Annotated in this window: 18 protein-coding genes and 1 pseudogene; 11 read left to right on the top strand and 8 right to left on the bottom strand. The window is 71.8% G+C overall.

Annotation, left to right across the window (positions count from 1 at the left end):
• Positions 1–16: 16 nt before the first annotated feature.
• Positions 17–1,105 carry an ABC transporter permease gene (locus tag K8F61_RS13760; protein ID WP_231819519.1) on the bottom strand — a complete coding sequence of 363 codons (1,089 nt, stop codon included), beginning with the start codon at positions 1,103–1,105 and terminating at the stop codon, positions 17–19.
• A 75-nt stretch (positions 1,106–1,180) separates the two neighbouring features.
• On the bottom strand, positions 1,181–2,842 hold the full coding sequence (locus K8F61_RS13755; RefSeq protein WP_231819518.1) for an ABC transporter substrate-binding protein: 1,662 nt from the start codon (positions 2,840–2,842) through the stop codon (positions 1,181–1,183).
• A gap of 535 nt (positions 2,843–3,377) precedes the next feature.
• Here K8F61_RS13755 and K8F61_RS13750 point away from each other — a divergent pair.
• The 4 genes and pseudogenes from K8F61_RS13750 to K8F61_RS13735 form a co-directional block, all read left to right on the top strand.
• Positions 3,378–3,686 (top strand): annotated as a pseudogene (locus K8F61_RS13750) (PadR family transcriptional regulator); the annotation flags it as partial.
• 131 nt (positions 3,687–3,817) lie between these two features.
• Positions 3,818–4,936: a hypothetical protein gene (locus tag K8F61_RS13745; RefSeq protein WP_231819517.1), complete on the top strand. Its 1,119-nt coding sequence runs from the start codon at positions 3,818–3,820 to the stop codon at positions 4,934–4,936.
• A 187-nt stretch (positions 4,937–5,123) separates the two neighbouring features.
• A complete protein-coding gene (locus tag K8F61_RS13740) occupies positions 5,124–5,528 on the top strand; it encodes a FitA-like ribbon-helix-helix domain-containing protein (RefSeq protein WP_231819516.1) in 405 nt (134 codons plus the stop codon).
• Positions 5,525–5,959: a PIN domain-containing protein gene (locus K8F61_RS13735; protein WP_231819515.1), complete on the top strand. Its 435-nt coding sequence runs from the start codon at positions 5,525–5,527 to the stop codon at positions 5,957–5,959. The genes K8F61_RS13740 and K8F61_RS13735 overlap by 4 nt, the downstream gene beginning before the upstream one ends.
• 16 nt (positions 5,960–5,975) lie before the next feature.
• On the opposite strand, the gene K8F61_RS13730 is transcribed toward K8F61_RS13735, so the two are convergent.
• The 4 genes from K8F61_RS13730 to K8F61_RS13715 are packed head-to-tail and all read right to left on the bottom strand — an operon-like array spanning position 5,976 to position 10,207.
• Entirely contained in the window at positions 5,976–7,403 is a 1,428-nt protein-coding gene (locus K8F61_RS13730) for a CCA tRNA nucleotidyltransferase (RefSeq protein WP_231819514.1), read from the bottom strand.
• A gap of 44 nt (positions 7,404–7,447) precedes the next feature.
• Positions 7,448–7,747, bottom strand: coding sequence for a hypothetical protein (locus K8F61_RS13725; protein ID WP_067249152.1), 300 nt, complete (start codon positions 7,745–7,747; stop codon positions 7,448–7,450).
• 46 nt (positions 7,748–7,793) lie between these two features.
• A complete protein-coding gene (locus K8F61_RS13720) occupies positions 7,794–8,657 on the bottom strand; it encodes a polysaccharide deacetylase family protein (RefSeq protein ID WP_231819513.1) in 864 nt (287 codons plus the stop codon).
• A 5-nt stretch (positions 8,658–8,662) separates the two neighbouring features.
• Complete coding sequence (locus K8F61_RS13715; protein ID WP_231819512.1) at positions 8,663–10,207, bottom strand: helix-turn-helix transcriptional regulator; 1,545 nt, start codon at positions 10,205–10,207, stop codon at positions 8,663–8,665.
• A gap of 204 nt (positions 10,208–10,411) precedes the next feature.
• Here K8F61_RS13715 and K8F61_RS13710 point away from each other — a divergent pair, with 204 nt between their 5' ends.
• Together K8F61_RS13710 and K8F61_RS13705 are read left to right on the top strand one after the other, a co-directional pair.
• A complete protein-coding gene (locus K8F61_RS13710) occupies positions 10,412–12,244 on the top strand; it encodes an alkaline phosphatase family protein (RefSeq protein WP_231819511.1) in 1,833 nt (610 codons plus the stop codon).
• A 223-nt stretch (positions 12,245–12,467) separates the two neighbouring features.
• Positions 12,468–15,560: a purple acid phosphatase family protein gene (locus K8F61_RS13705; protein WP_231819510.1), complete on the top strand. Its 3,093-nt coding sequence runs from the start codon at positions 12,468–12,470 to the stop codon at positions 15,558–15,560.
• A 92-nt stretch (positions 15,561–15,652) separates the two neighbouring features.
• On the opposite strand, the gene K8F61_RS13700 is transcribed toward K8F61_RS13705, so the two are convergent.
• Complete coding sequence (locus K8F61_RS13700) at positions 15,653–16,708, bottom strand: LLM class flavin-dependent oxidoreductase (RefSeq protein ID WP_231819509.1); 1,056 nt, start codon at positions 16,706–16,708, stop codon at positions 15,653–15,655.
• Positions 16,709–16,893: 185 nt separating this feature from the next.
• A complete protein-coding gene (locus K8F61_RS13695; protein ID WP_231819508.1) occupies positions 16,894–18,525 on the bottom strand; it encodes a N5-glutamine methyltransferase family protein in 1,632 nt (543 codons plus the stop codon).
• A gap of 237 nt (positions 18,526–18,762) precedes the next feature.
• Here K8F61_RS13695 and K8F61_RS13690 point away from each other — a divergent pair, with 237 nt between their 5' ends.
• From K8F61_RS13690 to trxA, 5 genes are all read left to right on the top strand, one after another.
• Positions 18,763–21,027: a DUF6049 family protein gene (locus K8F61_RS13690; RefSeq protein WP_231819507.1), complete on the top strand. Its 2,265-nt coding sequence runs from the start codon at positions 18,763–18,765 to the stop codon at positions 21,025–21,027.
• Positions 21,020–22,633 carry a murein biosynthesis integral membrane protein MurJ gene (gene murJ / locus K8F61_RS13685; RefSeq protein ID WP_231819506.1) on the top strand — a complete coding sequence of 538 codons (1,614 nt, stop codon included), beginning with the start codon at positions 21,020–21,022 and terminating at the stop codon, positions 22,631–22,633. Before K8F61_RS13690 ends, murJ begins: the two co-directional genes overlap by 8 nt.
• A gap of 6 nt (positions 22,634–22,639) precedes the next feature.
• The gene (locus tag K8F61_RS13680) at positions 22,640–23,293 is read left to right on the top strand and encodes an IMPACT family protein (protein WP_231819505.1); all 654 of its coding nucleotides are present in this window, start codon (positions 22,640–22,642) and stop codon (positions 23,291–23,293) included.
• 103 nt (positions 23,294–23,396) lie between these two features.
• Positions 23,397–24,371 carry a thioredoxin-disulfide reductase gene (gene trxB / locus K8F61_RS13675; protein WP_067246187.1) on the top strand — a complete coding sequence of 325 codons (975 nt, stop codon included), beginning with the start codon at positions 23,397–23,399 and terminating at the stop codon, positions 24,369–24,371.
• Between the two features lie 85 nt (positions 24,372–24,456).
• Positions 24,457–24,780, top strand: a complete 324-nt coding sequence (gene trxA, locus K8F61_RS13670; RefSeq protein ID WP_067246191.1) for a thioredoxin — start codon at positions 24,457–24,459, stop codon at positions 24,778–24,780.
• Positions 24,781–24,802: the final 22 nt, after the last annotated feature.

Below are 24,802 nucleotides of genomic sequence, written 5' to 3'. Positions count from 1 at the left end.
CGGTTCGCGCTCCATGTCAGTACCTCACCCTCGGGTCGATGAAGGCCGCGATGACGTCGACCAGGAAGTTCGTCACGGCGACGATCACGGCGATCATCACGACGATGCCCTGCACGGCCACGAAATCGCGCGCCTTCAGGTACTCGGCGAGCATGAAGCCGATCCCCTTCCATTCGAAGGTCGTCTCGGTGAGCACGGCGCCCGCGAGCAGCAGCGCGATCTGCAGCCCCATCACCGTGATGATCGGGATGAGGGCCGGACGGAAGGCGTGCTTGGTGACCAGCCGGAACTCGCGCACCCCGCGCGAGCGGCCCGAGGTGACGTACTGCTGGCTGAGCGTCCCGATCACGTTCGTGCGCACCAGACGCAGGAAGACGCCCGCGGTGAGCAGCCCGAGGGCGACCGCCGGGAGCACCGCGTGCCAGAGCACGTCGGCGATCGCGGGGCCGTTGCCGAGCCGGATCGCGTCGAGCAGGTAAATTCCGGTCGGGGTGTCGATGCCGCTCATCAGCAGCTCGGTGCGGGTGCCGGCGCGGCCCGAGACGGGCAGCCAGCCGAGCCAGACGGAGAAGACGAGCTTCAGGAGGAGGCCCACGAAGAAGATGGGGGTCGCGTACGCGAGGATCGCCATGATCCGAAGCGTCGCGTCCTGCCAGCGGTCGCGGCGGTACGCGGCCACCAGTCCGAGCGGGATGCTCACGACGAAGGCCACGATCAGCGCGTAGATCGCCAGCTCCAGCGTCGCGGACCCGTACTGCAGCAGGATCTCGGTGACCGGGCGCCGGTCCGTGATGGTGGTGCCGAAGTCTCCGCGGGCGATGCCGGCGAGGTACTCGAAGTACTGCAGGATCAGCGGGCGGTCGAAGCCCGCCTCGTGCACGCGCTCGGCGAGCTGGGCGGCGGGGAGCCGGCCGCCGAGGGCGGCGGTGATGGGATCGCCGGTGATCCGCATCAGGAAGAAGACCATGGTGACCAGGATCAGCACGGTCGGGATGATGAGCAGGAGCCGGACGACCACGTAACGCCACAGTCCGCCGCCCTGTGAGGCGGGTCGGGTCGCGGGCGTCAGCGTCGTCGGATCCGGGGTGAGGGCGTCGACGGACATGGGATGAACCTCTTCGTTCGAGTGCAGAGCGGATCGGGGCACCGCCGCGCGGGCGGTGCCCCGATCACCGGTGCGCTACTTGGTCAGCGGCGCGTAGCGGAACTTGAACGAGGCGTCGAGGGTGGTGCCCTGGACGTCGGCTCCGACGATCGCGACCTGCTTGCCCTGCAGCAGCGGCAGGGTGGAGAGGTCCTTCGCGACGAGCTCCTGGATCTTTCCGAGCTCCTCCAGGCGCTTGGTCTCGTCGGTCTCCGTCTGCGACGTCACGATGAGGTCGTTGACCTCCGGGTTGTCGTAGTGGTTGCCGAGGAAGTTCTCCTTGAGGAAGAACGGCGACAGGTAGTTGTCGGCGTCGGAGTAGTCCGGGAACCAGCCGAGCTGGTACGCCGGGTAGACGTCGGCGGTGCGGTCCTCGCTGTACTTGACCCACTCGGTCTGCTGCAGGTTGACGGTGAACAGACCGCCCTCCTCCAGCTGCGCCTTCACGGCGGCGTACTCGTCGCCCGAGGACGGACCGTAGTGGTCGCCGTTGTACTGCAGGTTCAGGGTCACCGGGGTCTGCACGCCGGCGGCGGTCAGCACCTCCTTCGCCTTGTCGAGCGAGGGAGCGCCGTTGCCGTCGCCGTAGAGCTCCTTGAGCGGCTCCGTCGCACCCGGCAGGCCCTCCACGACCGGCGAGTACAGCGGGCTGTAGGTGTCCTTGTAGACGTCCTTGGCCAGAGCCGCGCGGTCCACGAGGTTTGCGGCCGCCTGACGGACGGCGAGCGCCTTCGCCGGGTCGGCCTCGGGCGTGGTCGCGCCGAACGGCATCGTGTTGAAGTTGAACACGATGTAGCGGCTCTCGCCGCCGGGGCCGTCCACGACCTTGACCTTGTCGTTCTTGGCCAGGTCCTCCACATCCGTGGCGGAGAGGCTGCGGAACGCCACGTCGATGTCGCCGTTGCCGATCGCGAGCTTCAGGTTCGAGGCGTCGGCGTAGTACTTGACGCTCACAGCCGAGTTCTCCGCGGCGCCGAGGTTGCCCTGGTAGTCCGCGTAGGGCTTGTAGGCGATGAGCTCGTTGACCTTGTAGCTGGTGATCTCGTACTGGCCCGCGAACGCCTTGCCCTTGACGATGTCGTCGTCGGCGGTCACGGCGTCGGCGGAGAAGACGTCCTCGTCGACGATGGGCCCCGCCGGGCTGGAGAGGATGAGCGGCCAGATCTGGTCGTCGCCGTTCTTCAGCGTGAACACGACGGTCGTGTCGTCCGGGGTCTCGACGCTGTCGAGGTTGCCGAGCAGGGACGCCGGGCCGTTCGGGTCGTTGATCTTCACCATGCGGTCGAACGTGAACTTCACGTCGCTGGAGGTGAGGTCGTTGCCGTTGGCGAACTTCAGCCCCTTCTTCAGCGTCACCGTGTACTCGGTCGGCGAGGTGAACTCGGCCTTCTCCGCGATGTCGGGGGTGACCTCGGCCGTGCCGTACTCGCTGTTGAGCAGGAACGGGTAGATCTGGTTCATCACGGCGAAGGAGCCGTTGTCGTAGGAGCCGGCCGGGTCCAGCGACGTGATCTTGTCGGTGGTGCCGACGATGATCTCGCCGCCCCCGCCGCCGTCGGATCCCCCCTCGGATCCGCCGCCGCCACCGGTGCTGCTGGTGGCGCAGCCGGCGAGGACGAGGGCCGAGACGCCGAGCGCCCCGACGGCCAGGCCCAGGCGGCTTCGCCGGCCGAGCCGAGACGTGCTGTGGAATGACATATACACCTCTGTATCTGTTCCAATGACCGCAGTCCTCGCGGCCGAGTATCCGCGCCGTTCGGGGTCGGGGCGCGGACGCCCCATCTTAGGCACGCGGTTCCGTTTCCTGCGATACCCGGTCCGATCCGTGGCGTCACGGCCTGCCCGGCGAGGTGGAGGAACGCCCCGGTGCGCGCGGCGGTCACCGCCGTCTCGCGCACCGGGGAGAGAGCCGGGAGGGAGAGTCATCGTCGACGTCGCGCTCTCTCCGCGGTGGGACCCCCGCTGGGGGGAATGAGAAGGGGCCCCACCGGGCTTCGGCGGCCGTCCGGTCGCCGAAGCATGCAGACGGGCACCAATCTTCGCCCGATGACTCCATGTTTCCTGCTCGCCGCCTCCGATCCATCGGACCAGGGCACGATCTTGGGCGTCGTACCCCGGTACGACCCACCCGGAGCACCGGGGCCGACACCTCGGACTCGCGTTTCGTGTACTACTGCGGGATGCGTGGTAGTGTGCCTCGCAACGCAGCCGTCGGCGCGGAGAAGGAGGGGCGATGGATACGACGCAGTTGCTCAAGGGCGTCCTAGACCTCGCGGTGCTCGCGGTGGTCCGCGACGAGGACGGCTACGGGTACGACATCGTGCGCCGCCTTCGCGACGCGGGACTCGGCGACGTCGGGGACGCGTCGGTCTACGGCACGCTCCGCCGCCTCTACGCGGGCGGCGCCCTGTCGAGCTACGTGGTCCCCTCCGACGGCGGCCCGCACCGGAAGTACTACGCGATCAACCCGCAGGGCCGGCGCATGCTCGAGGAGCAGACCACGACGTGGACGCACTTCGCCGTCGCGATGTCGGGCCTGCTCGCACCGCACGCGCCAATGCCTCCGGCGGCACCGTCCGCCACGGCCCCGGCGATCACGAAGCCGCGGCCCCCCGTTCCCGGCGCCGGCGACGGCGCCGATCATCCCGACCGCATCGACACGGGAGCCCAGCGATGAACGACACCACCATCTCCGCCGCCGACCGGATCCGCGCCTTCTCGGAGCGGGTTCGCGCCGAGCTCTCCGACCTCGGCGAGGAGGAGATCGAGGACCTCGCCGGCGGCCTCGTGGCCGACCTCACCGAGCAGGCCGCCGACGGCGGCGGGGAGATCGAGCTCGGCGACCCCGTCGCCTACGCGCAGGAGCTGCGCGCGGCGGCGGGCCTCCCGGAGCGGACCACCGCACCCCTGAAGCCCGGGCTGCGCGAGCGCGCGACGGCGTGGCGGGAGTCGACGGCGGCCGCGGTGCGCGGATCCCGCTTCGGCGCCTGGCTCCTTGACCTGCTGATCGCGCTGCGGCCCGTGTGGTGGGTGCTCCGTGGAATCGGCCTGTACGCCCTGCTCGCGGGGATCGTGCAGTTCGGCCCGCGCACGCTCATCGGGCAGAGCGGGTTCGGCTCCCACGTCCTGAGCTGGCTGCTGCTGCTCGGGGTCGTGCTGCTCAGCATCCAGTGGGGGCGAGGGCGCTGGCTCCCGAGGAACGCGTTCCGGCACCTGCGCACCGTCGCGAGCGTCGTCGCCGTCCTCGTCCTCCCCTTCGCCGCAGGACAGCTCGCCACGATGGTGGTCAACGGCGAGAACAACGCCTTCGCGGGCGACGCGGAGTACCAGGTCCCCGGCGGCCTGCTCCTGGACGGCACCCAGGTGGGCAACGTCTTCGTCTACGACCGCGACGGGAACCTGGTCGACGGCGCCCAGCTCTACACCGACAAGGGCACGCCGCTGAACCTCTTCGGCGAGCAGAGCAGGGACATGAACGACAGCGCGTTCTGGGGATGGTCCGGCGAGGACCACGTCCTCGTCCCCTTCTTCGACGCGCAGGGCAGACCGGTCTGGAACGCGTTCCCGCTGAACACCGCCCCGTTCGACCCGGGCACGGGCACGGCCGATCTCGACCGCACGAGCGTGCCGCAGCCGCCGTACCTGCGCGCGCCGGAGCGAGGGCTCCTCTCCCCGGCCCCGACGCCCGTCCCCACGCCGACCACGACCGCGGCGCCGACGCCCGGGACGACGGCCGAGCCGACGCCGGCCCCGACCGACGGCGCACCCGGCGACGAGGAGCCGGAGTCGTGAGCGAGCAGCGGATCGTCTCGATCGACATCACCTACCTCGTCGAGCAGGCCCTGCGCTCAGGGGACCACCGGCCCGACGGCGACGAGGAGGACGCCGGCGAGGGGTGACGGCCCGGATGCGCTCCCCCGCCGTTCGTCGATGACAGCAGTGTGCTAGCATCGCCGCACGCACGATCACGGGGGTTCCGATGGCCACGATCACGATCCGCTCACTCTCCGATGAGGTGGTCGGCGCCCTCAAGGAGCGGGCGCGGCGCAACGAGCGCTCGATGGAGGCGGAGGTGCGAGACCTGCTGACCCGTATCGCGTCCGGCGAGGAGGTCGTCAGCCGAGCCGAGGAGGACGTCCGGCGACAGGTGAACGCCCATCAATGGACCGTTCCCGGAAGCCGGTTCAACGCGTGGATCCGCGCGAACCCGCTCACGGCCGAGGAGCGCGCGCTCATGGACGACTGGCAGACGGATCTCGACGAATGGCGGCGCATTCCGCCCGACGAGGACGAGTTCGAGGACCCTTGGGAGCGGGCGGAGCGACACGTCCGGCAGTGGCGTACGGACCAGGAGCCGACCGCCCGGGAAGACCCCCGCGCATGATCCTGCTCGACACGAACGTGCTGATCAGACTCAAAGAGATCACCTTGCCCGACGCCGAGATCTGCGTCAGCGCGATCTCCCTGGCGGAGATGCGCTTCGGCGTCGACAGCGCCCGCACGCCCGCAGTGCGCCGGCAGCGGCTGCGCCAGCTCGTCGCCATCGACGAGCTCATGGGTCATGAATGGATGCCCTTCGAGGATCGCGCCGCGAGCGGTACCGGGTTCCTCGCCTCCGTGGTCGCGGCCACACGACCCTCCCACGCCCGCAGCAGGGACATCATGCTCGCCGGTCACGCCTATGCGCTGGGGGCAGCCCTTCTGACCCTCAATCCGCGCGACTTCGCCCTCGTCTCCGAGCACGTGGAGATCCTCGCCCCCGACCGGCCGGTCGCCGGGGAGCGGCCGGCAGGGGGCGGCAGCGGCCGGGGCTGAGCGGAGGCCCGGCGGATCAGCCCCGGGCAGCCCACCACTCGCGCAGGCGCCTCTCGGCCTCTTCGGGACCGACGACACCCTCGTCCAGCCGCAGATCGAGGAGGAAGCGGTACGCCTCCCCCACCTCACGGCCCGGCGCGATGCCGAGGATGCGTTGGATGTCGTTGCCGTCGAGCTCGGGGCGGATGGCGTCGAGCTCCTCCTGCTCGCGCAGGGCCACGATCCGCGCCTCGATGTCGTCGTAGGCGGCGGCGAGCCGGGCGGCCTTGCGCCGATTGCGCGTGGTCACGTCGGCGCGGGTGAGGATGTGCAGACGCTCGAGCTGCGCGCCCGCGTCGCGGACGTAGCGGCGCACGGCCGAGTCGGTCCACGCGCCCTCCGCGTACCCGAAGAACCGCAGGTGCAGTTCGATGAGCGCAGCGACCGCGTCGGTCGTCTCCTTGTCGAAGCGGAGCGCCTGGAGCCGCTTGCGCGCCATCCGCGCGCCGACCACGTCGTGGTGGTGGAAGGTGACGGCGCCGCCGGGCTCGAGCTTGCGCGTGCGGGGCTTGCCGATGTCGTGCAGCAGCACCGCCAGGCGCAGCGTCGCGTCGGCCGGCGCGCCCGGGTGCCGCGAGCGCTCCAGGGCGATCGCCTGGTTCAACGCCGTCAGCGAGTGCTCGTAGACGTCCTTGTGGTGGTGGTGCTCGTCCACCTCGAGCCGCAGCGCGGGCACCTCCGGGAGGAACTCCTCGATCAGCCCGGTGTCGACGAGCACACGGATGCCGCGGACGGGATCATCCGTCTGCAGCAGGCGCATGAGCTCGCTCTGGATCCGCTCGGGGCTCACGATGCGCAGGCTCTCCCGCAGCCGCGCGACGGCGGCGAGCGTGCCCTCCTCGATGTCGAAGCCCAGCTGAGCGCAGAACCGCGCCGCGCGGAGCATGCGGAGCGGATCGTCGCCGAAGCTCACCTCGGGATCGCTGGGCGTGCGCAGAACCCCGGCCACGAGGTCCTCGACGCCTCCGGTCGGATCGACCAGCGTGACCGCCGGCACGCGCAGGGCCATGGCGTTCACCGTGAAGTCGCGCCGGACCAGGTCGCCCTCGATCGTGTCGCCGAACTCCACGGCGGGCTTGCGCGTGGCCCCGTCGTAGCTGTCGGCGCGGTAGGTGGTGATCTCCACCTGCTCGCCCTGCACCCGCGCGCCGATGGTGCCGAACTCGCGGCCGATGTCCCACTGCGCGGTGGAGACGGGGGTGACGATGCGCAGGATCTCGTCCGGTCGTGCGTCGGTGGTGAAGTCCAGATCGTGGGTGTCCCGTCCGAGCAGCGCGTCGCGCACGGGACCGCCCACGACGGCGAGCGCGAAGCCCGCCTCGTCGAACGCGGCGGCGAGGGTGCGGACGACCGGATCCTCGGCGAGCGCGCCCAGTCGTGCGAGTCCCTCGGCCATGTTGAGCATGGGTTCCAGGGTACCGGGGCGGGACCCGGCCCCCGGTGCGGGGACTAGGCGGCGGGCGGCCCGATCGTCCCCCCGACGTCGCGGATCGCCTGCTGCTGCGCGCGGGTCGAGGAGACGATCCACCCCGCCATCACCATGCCGCCGAGCGCCGCGACCGCCGCGATGATCCAGAACCCCTGATCCGGGTCGACGACCTCCAGCACGTACACCACCACGACCGCGGCGGCGAGCAGCAGTCCTTCGACGATCGCGAAGCCGAGGAAGAACCGGGACCGCCGGCGGGCGAAGTCCTCGTTGATCCGCTGCACGCGCGCCTGGGTGGAGTAGTCGGTGGGGCCCGTCATGCGTCCCAGGCTATCGATCCGGCGCGCGGACGACGAGAGCCGGGTCTCAGGGGTGCTGCTCGCTGTGGAACACGTCGTGCAGCGTCACGGTCGTGAGGCCTCGATCCGCGATGACCTGCGCGAGCTGGGGGAACACGGTCGTCACCGGCGCGTGGTTGAGGTGGCCGATCACGATGTGCTGCGGCAGGAACCACTCGTGTGCGAGCCGGACGATCTCCTCCGCCGGGATCAGCCCCGAGTCCGCGAGGGAGCCGTACCAGAGGGCGGGAGCGGTGTACCCGATCGAGGCCGCCGCCGCACGGACACGCGCGTCGTGGAAGCCGTACGGCGGCCGGTAGAACGGGCGGGCGTCCACCCCGTACAGCTCGCCGATGCGGTCGTGCGTGCGTTGCAGCTCATCGCGGATGCCCTGATCGGAGAGGGTCTGCAGGTCGGGGTGACTCCAGGTGTGGTTCGCCAGCTGCACCTGGCCGGTGCCCACCAAGGGCGCGAGGACGTCGACGTTGTCGGCCCAGGACGCGTAGGAACCGGTCACGAACAGGGTGAGCCGGGTGCCGGTGGTCGCAGCGAACTCGGCGTAGGCGCGCACCACCGCGGAGTCGGATCCGTCGTCCACCGTCCAGGCGAGGAGACTCCCCTCTCCGGGCAGCGCGGTGAAGGCCTCGTGCGGCGCCGGGACGCGGTCGAGCACGGGAGCCGACGGGGCGGGCGGCGGGGCGGGAACCGGGGGCGCCGGCGGCTGGGGTGACGGCGGGGCCGAAGAGTCGACAGGCGCGGGCGGGGTCGCACGGACCGGACGCGGTGCGCACCCGGCGGCGAGCATCGCGGCGGCGGAGACCGTGGCGGAGAGGAACGCGCGTCGCCCGATCCCCGCCGGATCCGTCCCGTCCGCCACAGGTCCCGCGGCCACGGGCATCACACGCTCTCGCGGGTCCGGCGCGACAGGAGAAGCGCGACCAGTTCGGCGCGGGAGCGCACGCCGAGGGAGTTGTACACCCGCCCGAGGTGCACCTCCACCGTCCGGTCCGAGATGCCCAGCGCGTCACCGATCGCGCGGTTGGTCCGTCCTTCCGCCACGAGGACGGCCACGTCCCACTGCCGCGGGGTGAGGGCGCTCCGCAGCGACGGGGTCGTCGGGATCAGCAGCTCCTTGCGTGCCACCGCACTCGTCCGCGGACCAGGGAGGTCGTCCTGGATCGAGAAGTCCAGGACCGTGGCGGGACGCACTTCGCCGAGCACCTCGGCGAAGCCGGACGACAGATCCGGGGCGTGATCCCGCAGCAGCCGGACGGCGCTGGCCGTGATGCCGCCCGCCAGATGGGTCATCGGCAGGCGGCGGAGCGACTCGCGCAGAGCCGCCGCGGCGCCGGCGAAGTCGCCCGTGTGCAGCAGGAACCCCGTGTGCTGCCCCCTCAGGTACGCGTCCACGAGCGGGGACAACGGACCCGGCTCGACCCGCCACGGCCAGGCCGGGCGGGATCCCATCGCCGCGAGCATGAGCCGCGTGTGGATCGCGTCGACCTCGTCGCGGTCGGTCGTCCAGGCCGCGACGATCTCCTCGATCCCGGAGATGATGACGTGGTCGGACGCGGTGACCGAGGCCGCGCGCAAGCCCACCACCTGGGCGCCGATCTGGGCGAGCACCGGCGGGTCCGCGCGGACGCCGTGCAGGAAGTCCTCCGCGGCCGCGCGCCCCGCCGTCGCCTCCGCGTGCAGCGGCGCGGCGGACGGATCTTGCAGAACGCGGGCGAAACCGGAGCGGGCGTCCGCGAAGCAGCCGAGGGCCAGCGCCGCCCGCGCGAAGAGGTGGTGACCCCGGGCACGCAGGGCGCCGGCGCCGCGTCGGGTCAGCAGCCGTCCGCACTCCAGGGCGCCGTGCACCGACCCCGCGGCGAGCAGCTGCTCGCCGAAGCGGGCGAGCTCGCGCTGTGTGGACTCGTCGGCGGAGGACGAGTGGCACGCGTGCCAGGCCGCCCGGCCCCGCTCGCCGCGCTGTCGCAGCGCTCGAGCGAGGGCGGCGTGGACCTCTGCGGCGTTCGGTGCCACGCCGAGCACCGCGGCGCGCGCCCCGGCGGAGGTGAACCGCATCCGCCCGTCGTCCCATTCCAGGAGCCGGCTCATCCCCGGTGCCAGCATCACCGAGGCGTCGATGCCCGACGCCCCCAGGACGACCTCGATCCGATCCGTCGTGGACAGCGCGGCCGTCAGCAGCAGGTGTCGTCCCGCCGCGCCCACGGCCTCGAGCATCGGCGCATACCGTGCCCGCACCGATGCGGGGGCGGGCAGCACGAGCGGTAGAGCCTCCATGCCCGTCAGCTGTCCCGGCGTCAGCGCATCGGACATCTCGGCGGCATCGCCCGCCGACATCTCACCGAGCTCGGCCATGGCCCCCGCGACGTGCGGTGCGACCGGTCGCCCGATCCGCTGGAGTGCGTCGATCACGTGAACGGCGCGATCCATCCCTTCGTTCCCCTTCCGCCCCCCAGCGGTTCCCGCGATTCTATGAGCGCTCCGCCGTGCAGGGCTACGGACGTGCTCGTACGGCCTTTCTCCTAGGGGATTCCCCGTAGATCACCGGTCCGCGACGCGGCCGGGCCCCGGGGGCGGGACCGGCCCGGTCGCGCATCACCGAACGGTGGCCGCGACCGTCATTAGGATCAGGGCATGGTGAGGCGAAATACCGGTGAATCGGCGCGCAGGGGCGGGAAGCGGAGCGATCCGGAGGGCACCGGCGACGGGGACGCGGACGGGGCGTCGGAGGCGTCCGGGTCCCGGACCTCCCGACGCGACTTCCTGCGCCTGGGCGGAACCGCCGCCGCCGGCGCGATCCTCGGCGGCGGCGCCGGCGCATCCATCGGGTTCGCCCTCGGGCAGAAGGAGGGCTTCGCGGAGGCGGCGAACGACTACGGCGCCCTCGCTCCGCGGCATGCGCCCGGCTTCGACCACATCGTCGTGGTGATGGGCGAGAACCGTTCGTTCGACAACCTCCTCGGCTACCTCTACTCCAAAGAGAACCTTCCCGAGGGGCAGCAGTTCGACGGCCTCGCGTTCGGCGAGTACTACAACGAGCTCGACGGGCAGCGCATCGACGCGCACGTCTACGAGGGGCCCACGGACACCATCATGACCTACCCGGATCCGGATCCGGGCGAGGAGTTCCCCCACGTCAACACGCAGATCTTCAACACGATCAACCCCGCGGGCAACGCGGAGCTGTACGTCGAGAGCATGCAGGCGCCGTACAACGCGCCCGACGCCGGCCAGCAGCCGACCATGAGCGGCTTCGTCACCGACTACCTCGTCAACTTCATGCGGCTGAAGAAGGGCAAGGCGCCGTCTCTGGAGGAGGTGTCCCGCATCATGGGGTCCTTCTCCCCCGAGATGCTCCCCACCCTGTCGACCCTCGCGCGCGAGTTCGCGGTGTTCGACGCCTGGTTCTGCGCGGTGCCCTCCCAGACGTTCTGCAACCGCTCCTTCTTCCACGCATCGACCTCGCACGGCTTCGTGACGAACAAGCACGGCGGCGGCTACAACAAGTGGCTCGACGCCCATCCCGCACCGACGATCTTCAACCGGCTGGAGGACGCCGGGATCAGCTGGAAGATCTACTTCGACGAACTGCAGATGGTCTCGTTCACGGGCGTGCTGCACGCGCCGGTCCTGGAGAAGTTCTGGCGCACCGAGCACTTCGGGACCATGGACGACTTCTACGCCGACGCCGAGCACGGGGAGCTGCCCGCCTACGCGTTCATCGAGCCGCGGATGGTCTACAACCACAACGACTTCCACCCGCCGTTCGGCCACCTGCACGCGAGCGAGGTCGACGGGTCGGAGATCATCAACAGCGCGCACTCGGACGTGCGCGCCGGGGACGAGCTCATCCACGACATCTACACGGCGATCAAAGAGAGCAAGACCCCGAACGGATCCAACGCCGTCAACACCCTCCTGCTCATCACGTTCGACGAGCACGGCGGTACCTATGACCACGTCGCCCCGCCGACCGCCACGCCGCCGGACGACTCCGGCAAGGGCGAGATGGGATTCGAGTTCGACCGGCTCGGCTGCCGCGTGCCCGCGATCGCGGTCTCGGCCTACACGCGTCGCGGCACGGTCATCAACGACGAGATGCACCACGGCTCGGTGATCGCCACGCTCAATCGCCTGCACGGGCTCAAGCCCCTGACCCGTCGCGACGCGACGGCGAACGACCTGTTCAGCGTCATCAATCTGGACAAGCCCCGGCATCCGGCGGACTGGCCGGAGACCCGTCCGTCGTTCACCCCTCCGAACCCGGAGGAGACGCCGCCGCACCCCGCGCACGCCCACAAGGACAAGCCCCTGACGCCGCCGGCGCACGGGCTGCTCGGCCTGCTCCTGGCCCGGTACGGCCTGCCGGACGACGAGGCGCCGCAGACCTTCATGGACGCGTACAACCTGCTGCACAAGCACGGGCGCGGACTGTTCGGTCCCCCCGGGGAGGACGACGCCGGCTGACCCCGGTCCGGACGCGGGTCCGGGTCGCCAGATCAGGCGGACGCGCGAGTTCAGGCAGAAAGCACATGAGATTGCCTGAGCTCGCGCGTTCGCCTGTTCTCACGCGGTCGGTCGACCGGGCGTTCACCCCGGCGTCGCCCGCACGACAGCAGCCGGTCATCCGGGGTTGCTGGTCTGGGAGGGCGCCGCCCTGGGCGCACCCGTCCCCGACCGAAGGAATCACATGACCTCCCCCACCCGTGTGACGCGGTGGCGACGCGGCGGAATCGTCTCCGCCGCGGTGCTCGCCCTGCTCGGCGGCGTCTTCACCGCGCCCGCTCTCGCCGCGGCGAACGACGCGCCCGACGTCCCGACCGCGCCGCTCATCACGACCGACACCACCTGGCGCTACCTCGACGACAACACCGACCCGGCCCGCGGCGCCGAGGACCTGCGCGCCTGGACCGCCCCGACGTACGACGACGCGGACTGGAAGACGGCGACCGGATCCTTCGGCGCCAAGCGCGGCGCGCTCGCCCCCGTGGGCCCGCAGACCCCGCGGACCCTCCTCACCCACTACGTCGAGGGCACGCAGACCGCGATCCCCACGTACTTCTTCCGCACCACGTTCACGCTCGACGAGGGCGTCGCCGAGCAGGTCTCGTCGCTGACCAGCACGGTGACGTACGACGACGCGCTGGTCGTCTGGATCAACGGGACCAAGGCGGCGAGCTTCGTCGACGGTCGGATCACCGGCACGACCAACCTGGAGTACGCCGGCGACAGCAACGGCGACCCGCTCACCAGCAGCTTCAGCGCCGAGGGCGCCGTGCTCCGGGACGGCGAGAACACCATCGCCGTCGCCCTCTACCAGGACCGCGCGTCCAGCTCGGACATCTTCTTCGACATGCCGGAGCTGCGGCTCATCCCGGCCTCCGACGGATCCGGTCCCGTCGTCGCCCCGCCGACCCGCGTGATCCTCACCCCGACCGAGACGCCCTCGACGTCGCAGTCGTTCTCCTGGCTCGCCGGAGACGCCTCGCACACCGTCGGCCAGGTCGAGATCGGCACCGTCGGCGGTTCCGACACCCGCGTCGTCGACGCATACGACGCCGGGGTCGTCAACGGAAACCCGAACCACCACTTCTCCGCCACCGTGGACGGGCTCTCCCCCGCCACCGACTACCGGTACCGCGTGGGGCTCCCCGGGAGCTGGAGCGACTGGTTCGAGTTCCGCACCGAGGATCCGGGCGCCACCGACTTCCAGTTCGTGTACTACGGCGACGCGCAGATCGGCCTGGACACCACCTGGCCGTCCGTCGTCGCGCAGGCGGAGCAGAAGGCACCCCGATCGATCGGATCGGTGCACGCCGGCGACCTCATCAACACCTCGTCGAACGAGAATGAGTGGCTGAACTGGTTCAAGGGCATGAAGGACGCCGCCGTGCGCACGAACGTCATGGCCGCGCCGGGCAACCACGAGTACTCCGGGGACAAGCTCCTCGCGGCATGGAAGGCGAACTTCGAGTACCCGCACAACAACCCGACCGACGACACGATCGGCGAGCTCGCCGCGCTCGCGCAGGGCGACGACCAGGTCGCGCGACAGTACCGGGCGTACTTCGACCACTGGGCGCGGTTCGCCCAGGAGACGGTGTACTTCACCGACTACCAGGACGTGCGCTTCATCACCCTGAACGCGACCCGCGACACCACCTTCCTCACGCCGTCCGGTCTGCCGCTGTGCGTCGGCACGGACTGCCCGAGCCTGCAGGTGGACCGGATCTGGACCAAGTTCCAGGCCGCCTGGCTCGACCTCGTGCTGAAGGACAGCCCGTCGAAGTGGAACGTCGTGACCTTCCACCAGCCGGTGTTCTCGGCCTCCTCCGGGCGGGACGAACCGGTCCTGCGCTCCGAGTGGCTGCCGGTCTTCCAGGACAACGACATCGACCTGGTCCTCATGGGCCACGACCACGTGTACTCCCGCGGATACGTGAACACGGACGCCACGGACACCCCGGGCCTGACGACCGGGCCGGTCTACGTCGTCTCGAACTCCGGGGCCAAACACTACGACCTCGCCCCCGCCGACGACAACGTATGGACGCGCAACGGCGCCACCCAGGTCCTGCGCGGCCAGGGGGTGACGACCTACCAGGTCATCGACGTCACCCACGACGCGCTCGTCTACCGGTCCTACCTCGCGGAGAAGACGGGATCGGCCACCACCGACCTCCCCGTCGGCGCCGTGTACGACGAGTTCACGGTCACGAAGACCGATGCGGGCGAGAAGTGGGTCACCGAGGCGGGCATGGAGCCGCCGATCCCGGCGGACCCGCCCGCGCTCGCCCCGATCACCTCGGAGGCGGCGGCCGGATCCGTCCTCGCGCTGCGGGGCACCGGGTTCGCGGCGAACGAGCAGCTCGCGCTCGAACTGCACTCCGACCCGATCCCGCTGGGCACGGTGACCGCCGACGCCGACGGGGCCTTCGACGCCGAGGTGACGATCCCCGCTGACGTGACGCCCGGGACGCACGCGCTCGTCGCGGTGCGCGCGGACGGCACGCAGGTGTCCGCAGACCTGACCGTCACCCCGGCGGAGACCGGTCCGGACGCCGGGTCCGACGCCTCGGGCACCGCGGACTCGGGCGCGGCGGGTACAGCCGACGCTTCGGGAACGGCCGACGCGGGGGCGAGCGGCACGGCCGACTCCGGCGCCACGGGCACGGCGGACGCGGGGGCTGCCGGGACCGCCGACGCCGGGTCGTCCGGCACGGCGGACGCGGGGGCGAGTGCCTCGGGTACGGCGGACGCGGGGTCCAGTGCCGACTCGTCCAGCACTTCCGATGCCGGCTCGACCGGATCCGCGGACGCGGGGGCGACCGGCACGGCCGACTCCGGCGCCACGGGCACGGCGGACTCCGACGCCACGGGCACCGCCGACACGGGGGCCACGGGAACGGCCGACGCCGGCGCCACGGCCGACGCGGGATCGGCCGGATCCGCCTCAGCCGCGGGCACGGCGGACGCAAGCGCGGGGTCCGCCGCCTCGGCGAGCGCAGGCGCCGCCGCTTCGTCCAACGCGGACGCGGCGGCGACGGGCTCGGCGTCCGCGAACGTCGGCACCGGATCCGATGCATCTGGCTCGGGCTCCGGCACGGGAGCATCCGCCACCGCGTCGGGCGGATCGTCCGGCGGCACGGGATCCGGATCCCGGCCGTCGACCGGTCTGCCCGCCACCGGCGCAGACAGCACGCCGTTCCTCGCCGTCGGCGCGCTGCTCCTGCTCGGCGGCCTGGTCCTGGTGGCCGTCCGCCGCCGCACCGGCGCCCGCTGATCCGACAGCTCCACGGTTCGGGGCGCGTTCCGGGGCTTACGGCCTCCGGGACGCGCCCCGAACGCGCGAAATGAGCCCCGAATCGGTGTGCGTCAGGTGATCGGGTCGCCCTGGACCGGACCCTCGGTGTTCGGCTTCCAGCCCAGTGCCGGCGCGACGTGCTCGGCGAAGGCCTGCAGCACGTGCAGGTTGTACTCGGGACCGAGCTGGTTCGGGATCGTGAGCATCAGCGTGTCCGCGGACATCACGGCCTCGTCCTGCTTCAGCTGCGAGATCAGGACGTCCGGCTCGGCCGCGTAGGTCTTTCCGAAGGTCGACCGATAGCCGTCGATGATCCCGATCTGATCGTGGTTCTCCTCCGACCGCAGGCCGAAGTAGGCGCGGTCGCGGTCGTCCACGAGCGGGAAGACGCTGCGGCTCACCGACACCCGCGGCGCGCCGGTGTGCCCGGCCTCGCGATACGCCGCGCGGAACAGGTCGATCTGCTCGCGCTGCAGCTCGTGGAACGGCACGCCGGTCGCCTCGGTCAGGAGGGTCGAGCTCATCATGTTCAGGCCGCGTCGGCCGGTGTCCTCCGCGGTGGCGCGGGATCCCGATCCCCACCAGATGTGGTCCCGGAGCGTCGCCGATCGCGGCTCGACCGGCAGGTACCGCCCCTCGCCCACCATGCGCGGATCACCCGGAGCCACACCGGCGCCGTCGATCGCCTCCACGAACAGGTCGAACTTCTCGCGCGCCAGATCCGCTCCACGCGGGTCCTCCGCCCCGGTGTAGCCGAACGCCTCGTAGCCGCGCAGCGCGGTCTCGGGTGACCCCCGGCTGACCCCCAGCGCGATCCGCCCGTCGGCGATGAGGTCCAGCGCCGCCGCCTCCTCCGCGAACTGCAGCGGGTTCTCGTAGCGCATGTCGATGACCCCCGTGCCGACCTCGATGCGTGAAGTCGTCGCGGCCATGGCCGACAGCAGCGGCATCGGGGACGCCGCCTGTCGCGCGAAGTGATGCACGCGGACGTAGGCCCCGTTGACGCCGATCTCGTCGGCCCCCTGCGCGATCTCGATGGTCTGCTTCAGCATCTCGCCGGCCGTGCGGGTGACCGATCCGGGCACGTTCGCGTAGTGCCCGAACGAGAGGAATCCGAAAGCCTTCATGATCTATGCGAACGTATGGATCCACCCCCGCATTCCCCCTCTCCCCCTTGCCCCCGGGATTGGGGCGGGGTCCGGGGGATTGGGGCGGTCGGTGGGGCCGGATCTCCCCAGAACGGACCCCGAAACCCGGCGACGGGCCCCGAACCCGGCGAGGGGCCCCGAAACCGGGCGAAACCGGGTGAGGGTCAGGTGAGGGCGGGGATGAGGAAGCCGTCGACGACGAGGTCGCGGATGCGGGGGCGCATGTCGGCCCACAGGGCGTCCAGCGGCACCTCGAAGAGGTCCGCGAGCGCCTGGACGATCTGACCGACCGTCAGCTCTCCGTCGCACGCCCCGACGAATCCCGCGAGCGCGGGGTCCACCGCCACGGTCCGCCCGAAGCCGCCGCCCTGGCGCAGCTCGATGACGCTGGGCGCCTCCTGCCCCGGAAGATGGTGGCGCGCCTCGGTGACGTCGGGCGCCGCGACGAGCCGGGGCGGGATCCCGCCGGCCAGGAGGTCGTGGGCGCGCAGGCCCTGCCGCAGCGCCGTGCCGACGCCCGAGACCGCCTGCTCGATCCGCTCGAACCGGCGCAGCCGGCCGCCGCCATCGTCACTCCCCTCGCCACCGCGTTCCGCGACGGTCGACGCCGTGCGGGTCGACTCCGGATCCGGCTCCCCGCGCGGAACCCCGGCGCCGGACGACTCCCGCTCCGGGGTCGGCAGATCGAGCCCGGACGGCCGGCGGAGCAGGACGTAGCCGAAGCCCACCGCCGTGACGTCGCGCCCGGCGAAGTCGTCCAGCCACGCCTCCAGCAGCGGCTCGAACCCGGCATCGCGCGGGGTGGTGCCGCCGTCTCGGATCCACAGCTCGGCGTAGCCGAGGGGCGTCAGCCGCTCGCGCTCGATCACCCACGCGTCGAGGTCGTCGGGGATCCAGGAGCGGACACGCTCGAGGCCGTCCACGCCGGAGCGGGTCTCCCAGTTCCCGAGGAGCTGCGCCGCGCCGCCGGGGGCCAGATGGGCCGGCGCCTCACGGATGAAGCCCTCCACCAGCGCGTCGCCGACGAGCCCGCCGTCCCGGTACTCGTAGGCGGGGACGCCCTCGGCCCGGGGCGTGATGACGAACGGCGGGTTCGAGACGATGAGCCCGAAGGACTCCCCGGCGACCGGGGCGAACATGCTGCCGAAGCGGAACTCGATGTTCTCGACGCCCGCCAGCCGGGCGTTCAGCTCCGCGTAGGCCAGCGCCCGCGCGGAGATGTCCGTGGCGACGACGTGCCCGGCGTGGCGCGATACGAGAAGGGCCTGGATCCCGCAGCCCGTGCCGAGGTCGAGCGCACGGTCGACCTGCTCCGGCATGACGAGCGCCGCGAGCGTCCGGGACGCCCCGCCGACCCCCAGCACGTGGTCGGGCGGAAGGGGCCCGCCCAGCGCGACCTCGTCCAGGTCGCTCGCGATCCACCACTCCCCCACGCCGTCGGCGTCGACGAAGGACTGGGGTCGGATCAGGGCCGCCGGTGCGACGACGTCGCCGTCGCGGGCGGCGAGCCCGAGCGCCTCGATCCCCTCGATCCCGACCGTCGGGAGGGCCGCTGCCACGTCCGCGACGGGCTGCGGCAGACCGACGACGAAGAGGCGCCCGAGGGTGGCGAGCGGATCCTTCCGGTGCGCGATCGCGTGCAGCAGCGGGGATCGGATGCCACGGGCCAGGGCGTCGTCGGCGTCGTCGCCCCAGGCGGCCCGGAGGGACTCGGAGCGCAGGTCGGCGGCGTCGAGGTCGGCGGCGAGCGCCGCGCACAGCCGGGCGTCGGGTCGCGGGTCGAGGTGGGGAGGCACGGCGTCACTCTACGCGGATGGTCCCGGGTGGTCGGTGGGACCCGATGACCCCGATCCGCACACGTCGCCCCGATCCGCACACGAATCCGCCGAGGACCTGTGCAGAACGGGACCGGGTGTGCGGATCGGGTCGGGCGCTCCCGGCGATCACCGGTTCCAGGGATCGCTCCGCCTCGCCGCCTAGAATCACAGGGCCAGGACTCACCGCGTCCTCCCCGGACGCCCGACGGACACCCCATGACCTCCACACCCTCCCCGACGCCCCCGCGCGCCATGCCGGCGTCACGGGTGCGCCGGGCGACCCGCGCCGTGGCGACGGCGGTGGCCCTGATCGTCGGAGCGGCCGTCGCCGTGACCGCGCCCGATGCGGCGTTCGCGACGCCGACGCCCACCCCGACGCCCGAGCCCGCCGGCCTGGGCATCACGCTCGTCCCCGAGGCGCACGGCACGTACGGACCCGGGGCGCCGTTGGGCGCGACGATCGCGATCGACAACGCCGACGACACGGCGCTCGGCGCCGGACGCGTCCGCCTGGAGATCGGGCGCACCGCGCTCGGCGATCGGTCCGCCGTGCAGTCCTGGCTGTCCGGCGAGGACGCCGCGGCGGCGCTCTCGCCGCTCGGCGAGGGCGCCACCACCCCGGTGGACGCCGAGGAGACGAGCACGGTCACGGTCGTCGTCCCGGCCGCCGACGTCGGCGCCCTGGCACCCGGCGTGTACCCCATCCGCGCCACGTTCTCCGCACCGGCCGCAGCGGCGGACGCCCCCTCTCCCGCTCCGGTGTCGGCCGTCAGCGTCCTCGTCGTCCCACGCGGCCCCGCCCCCTCCGTCGCGGTCGCCGTGCCGGTCACCGCCTCGGCCCGGGGCGCGCTGCTGAACGCGGAGGAGCTGACCGCCCTCACGGCTCCGGACGGCGCGCTGTCCACGCTCCTGGACGGGGTCGCCGGCACCTCGGCGATCCTCGCGGTGGATCCCGCGATCCCGGCCTCGATCCGCGCCCTCGGCTCGACCGCGCCGGCCACCGCGACGGCGTGGCTGACGCGCCTGGAGACACTGCCCAACGAGCGCTTCCCGCTCCGGTTCGGGGATGCGGACACCGCGGCGCAGGCCTCCGCGGGGCTGGAGGCCCCGCTCGGCGTCGACACGCTCGAGCCCCTCCTCCGCCCCCAGGACTTCGCGCCCACCGGCCCCGGGACGGACGCCACCGCCACCCCGACCCCGACCCCGTCGCCCACGCCGGACCCCACCCCGACCGCCGCGACGCCGGAGCTGCCCGACCTCGCGGAGCTCGTCGACGTGGGCGCGACCCGCGACGACCTGCTCTGGCCCCGCGGCGAGGTCTCCGCCGCGGACGTGGCGACGCTGTCGCGGTACCGGACCTCCGCGGCGGCGACCGATGACCCGACCGTCAGCATCCTTCCGTCCACCTCGTTCGGGCAGGGGGAGGCGCAGGCCCCCGTCCCCGCCCGTGGCGAGGTGGACGGCGCCCCCGTCCTGGTGTCGGACGCCGCCGTCGCGGACGCCCTGAGCCGCGCCGCGGGCGAGGCGGATGCCCTCCGCCGCGATGCGCCGCTCACCGAGGCCGTCGCGCTGCTCTGGTTCGCGGACCCGGCCTCGCCGGTGCTCGCGGGCCTGGACCGGGCGGACCGGCGATCTGCCGAGGGCCTGCGCGACGCGGTGACGACCCTGTCCGGCGGGCGCCCGGCGTCGCTGGGAGAACTGCTCGCGAGTCCCGCCGCGGCGCTGACCGTCGTCTCCGCCCCGGCCGCCGACCGCGCCGGCGCGGTGAGCACCCTGCTGGAGGACGAGGAGCGCGTCGCGGCGTTCGCCACCGTGCTGGAGGATCCCCGCCAGCTCACGGTCCGGCAGCGGATCTCAGTGCTGCGCCTGCTCGCCGTCGGCAGGAACCGCGGCGAGGCCGACTTCGCCGACGCCCTGGCCGCCCAGCGCGACGACACCCGGGACACCCTCGACGCGGTCGGGCTGCAGCCGTCCAACCCCATCCTCATCAGCGCCGCCGTCGACGTCCCCGTGTGGCTGCGCAACGACCTGCCGTACCCCGTGTCGGTCCGCTTGGAGGCCGAGCCCAGCGACGCCCGCCTCGACGTGCAGCGCTTCACGGACGTGACCGGCCAGCCCGACGGGACGACCCGGCTCACCATCCCCGTCGAGGCGCGGGTGGCGAGCGGCGAGGTCGACCTCCGGATGACGCTGACGAGCCCGACCGGGGTCCCGATCGGCGACGCCCAGGTGGCCCGGCTCACGGTGCGCGCCGAGTGGGAGAACATCGGCCTCGTGATCCTCGGCGCCGTCGCCGTGCTGCTCATCGGCGGCGGGATCGTCCGCACCGTGCTGCGGCGACGCAAGGCCGCGGTCGCCTCCTCGGAGGACGCGGCCGAGGGGGGCACCGGATCGGACGGCCCGGACGGCGTCCCGCAGGCCGAAGCCCCGGAGAACGAGAAGGACGACACGGAGAAGGACGACACGGAGAACAATGAGTAGCCTCGGCCGCGCGAGCGCCGTCCTGGCCGCGGGCACGATCGTGTCGCGCGTCACGGGGCTGCTGCGCACCATCGTCCTCGTCGGCGTCATCGGCGCGATCGGCAAGGCACCCGACGCCTTCTCGATCGCGAACCAGCTACCCAACGACGTCTTCTCCCTGATCTCGGTCGGGGTTCTCACGGCCGTCCTCGTCCCCCAGATCGTCCAAGCCGCCGCCCACAAGGACGGCGGCAGCGAGTTCCTGTCCAAGCTGTTCACCGCCGGCACCGTGGTGCTGCTTGCCGCGACCGCCGCGGCCATGCTCGTCGCGCCGTGGCTGGTATGGCTGATCGCCGGTGACAAGTCCCCGGCCCAGCAGGCGCTTGCCGTGGCCTTCGCATACTGGTGCCTGCCGCAGATCTTCTTCTACGGCCTCTACGCGTTGATCGGCGAGACGCTGAACGCCCGCCGGATCTTCGGTCCGTTCACCTGGGCCCCGGTCGCGAACAACATCATCTCGATCGCCGGATTCCTCCTCATCGGCGCCATGTTCGGCGGCTCGTTGACCGAGATCTCCGACTGGACGCCGGATCGTGTGGCGTGGCTCGGAGGCGTCGCCACCCTGGGGATCGTCGTACAGGCGCTCGTGCTCCTGGTCTTCTGGCCCAAGACCCGTCTCGCCCTGCGCCCGGACTTCCGCTGGCGCGGCGTCGGGCTGGGCAACATCGGGCGCCTCGCCGGATGGACCCTGCTCATGGCGATCACCAGCCTGGCGGCGGGCTTCTACCAGCACCGGATCGCGATCGACGCGTCTGGAGACGACCCGTCGATCACCGTCATGATGAACGCCTGGCTCATCTTCATGCTCCCGTACTCGGTGATCGTGCACTCGATCGGGACGCCCTACTTCACGCAGTTGAGCGAGCATGCGCACCAGGGGCGAGACGCCGACGTTCGGGCGGACATCACCCGCAGCATCCGCACCCTCGGGTTCTTCCTCGTCGGCGCCCTCGCCGCCGTCCTCGCCGCGGCCATCCCGGCGTCGCGGATCTTCACGAACTCCGCCGGCGAGGCACGGGCCGCCGCCCTCGTGCTCGTCGGCTATCTCGCCGGACTGCTCTCCCTCGCCGTGCTGTTCATCATCCAGCGCACGTTCTATGCCTACGGCGACACCAGGACGCCGTTCTTCTTCACCCTCTTCCAGTGCGTGCTGATCGTGGGAACGGCCTTCGGTGCGCAGCTGCTGTACGAGACGGGCATTATCCCGCTGTCCGCCTTGGCCGCGACGATCGCGCTGGGCCAGTCCGTTGCGGGAACACTGCAGACGATCGTGGCGACGTGGCTGTTGCATCGCCGCCTCGGCGGTGTCGGCACCGCGAATTGGATGCTTGCGCTCCTGCGATTCCTCCTCGCCGCCGTCCCCGCCGCGGCCGCAGGGTGGGGGGTCTTCCTCGCCCTCGGCGGCGCCGACGGCTGGACGACCGCGGAGAAGCTTCTCGGCGCCATCGGCGCGGGGATCGTGGGCATCGTCGTCCTCGCGGTCTACGTCGTCGTCCTCGCCGTGATGCGCGCCCCGGAACTGGCCGCCGCCCGCGGTCTCGTCTCGCGGTTCCTCCCCGGTCGCTGATCGGCGATGTCCGATCGCGCCTACCCCGACACCATCGCGGCTCCGGTGACCCGCGAGCTGGTGGAGAGGAAGTCGCGCTTCCTCGCCCACGTCGCGCCGATCGGCTCCGTGCCGGAGGCGGAGGAGGTGATCGCCGGCGTCCGCCGTCGCCACTGGGACGCTCGTCACCACTGCGTCGCGATGGTGATCGGCGTGCTCGGCGACCAGGCCCGCTCGACGGACGACGGCGAGCCCTCGGGCACGGCCGGGGTGCCGATGATGGAGGTGCTCCGTCGCCGCGGCCTGACCGACGTGGTGGCGATCGTCACCCGGTACTTCGGCGGGGTCAAGCTCGGGGCGGGCGGACTCGTGCGCGCCTACTCGTCCGCGGTCTCGGCTGCGCTCGACGAGGCGCGCCTGGTCCATCGCCGGCTCCTCCGCCAGGCGGTGATCGAGGTCCCGCACGCCGATGCGGGCCGGATCGACAACCTGCTCCGGGACTGGGCGGGCGCGCACGGCGCCGCCCTCGCCGACCCCGCCTACGCCGCGGCGGCCCGCTTCGAGCTGTGGGTGCCGCCGGAGCACCTGGGGCTGCTCGCCGCCGACCTCGCCGCCGCCTCGGCGGGCGCCCTGACCCCCGTGCTCGGCGAGGACCGGGTGGTCGACGTCCCCGCCGGCTGAGCCCCGCCGGCCCCTCTGCTCGGGTACGCGCCCGGCGTCCACAGCGGTCTGGAATGCCGCGCGGCTACCATGTGTTCAGGCTCAGTGAACACGAGGAGAAGCAATGCGCCAGGTCATCATCATCGGCTCCGGCCCCGCCGGGTTCACGGCCGCCATCTACGCCGCGAGGGCGGATCTGAAGCCCCTGCTGATCGCCAGCACCGTCGAGGTCGGCGGCGAGCTGATGAAGACCACCGAGGTCGAGAACTTCCCCGGCTTCCCCGAGGGGATCCAGGGTCCGGACCTGATGGCCAAGCTGCAGGAGCAGGCGGAGAAGTTCGGCACCGAGGTCGTCTACGACGACGTCGTGGAGCTGGAGCTGGACGGCCCGGTGAAGAAGGTCGTGCTCGGCAGCGGCACGACGCACGAGGCCCGCACCGTCATCTACGCGACCGGATCCGCCTACCGCAAGCTCGGCGTCGAGGGCGAGGAGCGCCTGTCCGGGCACGGTGTGTCCTGGTGCGCCACCTGCGACGGCTTCTTCTTCCGCCAGAAGACCATCGCCGTGGTCGGCGGCGGCGACTCGGCGATGGAGGAGGCGACGTTCCTCACCCGCTTCGCCGACAAGGTCTACGTGATCCACCGCAAGGACACCCTGCGCGCCTCGAAGATCATGCAGGAGCGCGCGTTCGCGAACGAGAAGATCGAGTTCATCTGGAACAGCGAGGTCGAGCAGATCCTCGGCGAGACGGAGACCACCGGGGTGCGGCTGCGCAACACGGTCGACGGCACCACGAGCGAGCTGGAGCTGGACGGCCTGTTCATCGCGATCGGCAACGACCCCCGCACGCACCTCGTGCACGGCAAGCTCGAGCTCACCCCCGAGGGGACGATCTGGGTGGACGGACGCTCCTCGCGCACGTCCGTTCCCGGTGTCTTCGCGGCCGGCGACGTGATCGACCCCACCTACCGCCAGGCGGCCACCGCCGCCGGCTCGGGGACGGTCTCCGCGCTGGACGCCGAGCACTTCCTCGCCGACCTGGACGACGCCTCGGTCGAGGTGCCCGCCGCCGAGGCCGCGGAGATCATCGTCGCCTGACCCCGGGGAACAAGTTCCCCCCGACGGCTGTTGGGATCTTTCGACAGGACTCAGCAACCGAGCGAACCTCGAACAAGGAGAAACCATGAGTGCCAAGGCAACCAGCCAGGCGACCTGGGAGCAGGACGTGCTTCAGGCCGAAGGCCCCGTCCTCGTCGACTTCTGGGCCGCGTGGTGCGGGCCGTGCCGCATGGTCGCGCCCGTCCTCGACGAGATCCAGGCCGAGAACCCCGAGAAGATCACCATCCTCAAGCTCAACGTGGACGAGAACCCGGAGCTGGCGATGAAGTACCAGATCACCTCGATCCCGGCGATGAAGGTCTTCCACGGCGGCGAGGTCAAGACGACCATCATCGGCGCGAAGCCGAAGTTCGCGCTGGAGAAGGACCTGGCCGACTTCCTGGCCTGATCCGCGTCGGCCTCCGGGCCGC

Source organism: Microbacterium resistens, assembly GCF_021172025.1.
Classification (GTDB): Bacteria; Actinomycetota; Actinomycetes; order Actinomycetales; family Microbacteriaceae; genus Microbacterium; species Microbacterium resistens.
The sequence above is the reverse complement of the archived record's forward strand: the minus strand, read 5'-3'. Positions and strand labels throughout refer to the sequence as shown.

Bases quoted from the DNA above. Each gene is read 5' to 3' on its own strand.
- K8F61_RS13760 (WP_231819519.1), bottom strand. From the start codon at position 1,105: ATGTCCGTCGACGCCCTCACCCCGGATCCGACGACGCTGACGCCCGCG.
- K8F61_RS13755 (WP_231819518.1), bottom strand. From the start codon at position 2,842: ATGTCATTCCACAGCACGTCTCGGCTCGGCCGGCGAAGCCGCCTGGGC.
- K8F61_RS13745 (WP_231819517.1), top strand. From the start codon at position 3,818: ATGAACGACACCACCATCTCCGCCGCCGACCGGATCCGCGCCTTCTCG.
- K8F61_RS13740 (WP_231819516.1), top strand. From the start codon at position 5,124: ATGGCCACGATCACGATCCGCTCACTCTCCGATGAGGTGGTCGGCGCC.
- K8F61_RS13735 (WP_231819515.1), top strand. From the start codon at position 5,525: ATGATCCTGCTCGACACGAACGTGCTGATCAGACTCAAAGAGATCACC.
- K8F61_RS13730 (WP_231819514.1), bottom strand. From the start codon at position 7,403: ATGCTCAACATGGCCGAGGGACTCGCACGACTGGGCGCGCTCGCCGAG.
- K8F61_RS13725 (WP_067249152.1), bottom strand. From the start codon at position 7,747: ATGACGGGCCCCACCGACTACTCCACCCAGGCGCGCGTGCAGCGGATC.
- K8F61_RS13715 (WP_231819512.1), bottom strand. From the start codon at position 10,207: ATGGATCGCGCCGTTCACGTGATCGACGCACTCCAGCGGATCGGGCGA.
- K8F61_RS13710 (WP_231819511.1), top strand. From the start codon at position 10,412: ATGGTGAGGCGAAATACCGGTGAATCGGCGCGCAGGGGCGGGAAGCGG.
- K8F61_RS13705 (WP_231819510.1), top strand. From the start codon at position 12,468: ATGACCTCCCCCACCCGTGTGACGCGGTGGCGACGCGGCGGAATCGTC.
- K8F61_RS13700 (WP_231819509.1), bottom strand. From the start codon at position 16,708: ATGAAGGCTTTCGGATTCCTCTCGTTCGGGCACTACGCGAACGTGCCC.
- K8F61_RS13690 (WP_231819507.1), top strand. From the start codon at position 18,763: ATGACCTCCACACCCTCCCCGACGCCCCCGCGCGCCATGCCGGCGTCA.
- murJ (WP_231819506.1), top strand. From the start codon at position 21,020: ATGAGTAGCCTCGGCCGCGCGAGCGCCGTCCTGGCCGCGGGCACGATC.
- K8F61_RS13680 (WP_231819505.1), top strand. From the start codon at position 22,640: ATGTCCGATCGCGCCTACCCCGACACCATCGCGGCTCCGGTGACCCGC.
- trxB (WP_067246187.1), top strand. From the start codon at position 23,397: ATGCGCCAGGTCATCATCATCGGCTCCGGCCCCGCCGGGTTCACGGCC.
- trxA (WP_067246191.1), top strand. From the start codon at position 24,457: ATGAGTGCCAAGGCAACCAGCCAGGCGACCTGGGAGCAGGACGTGCTT.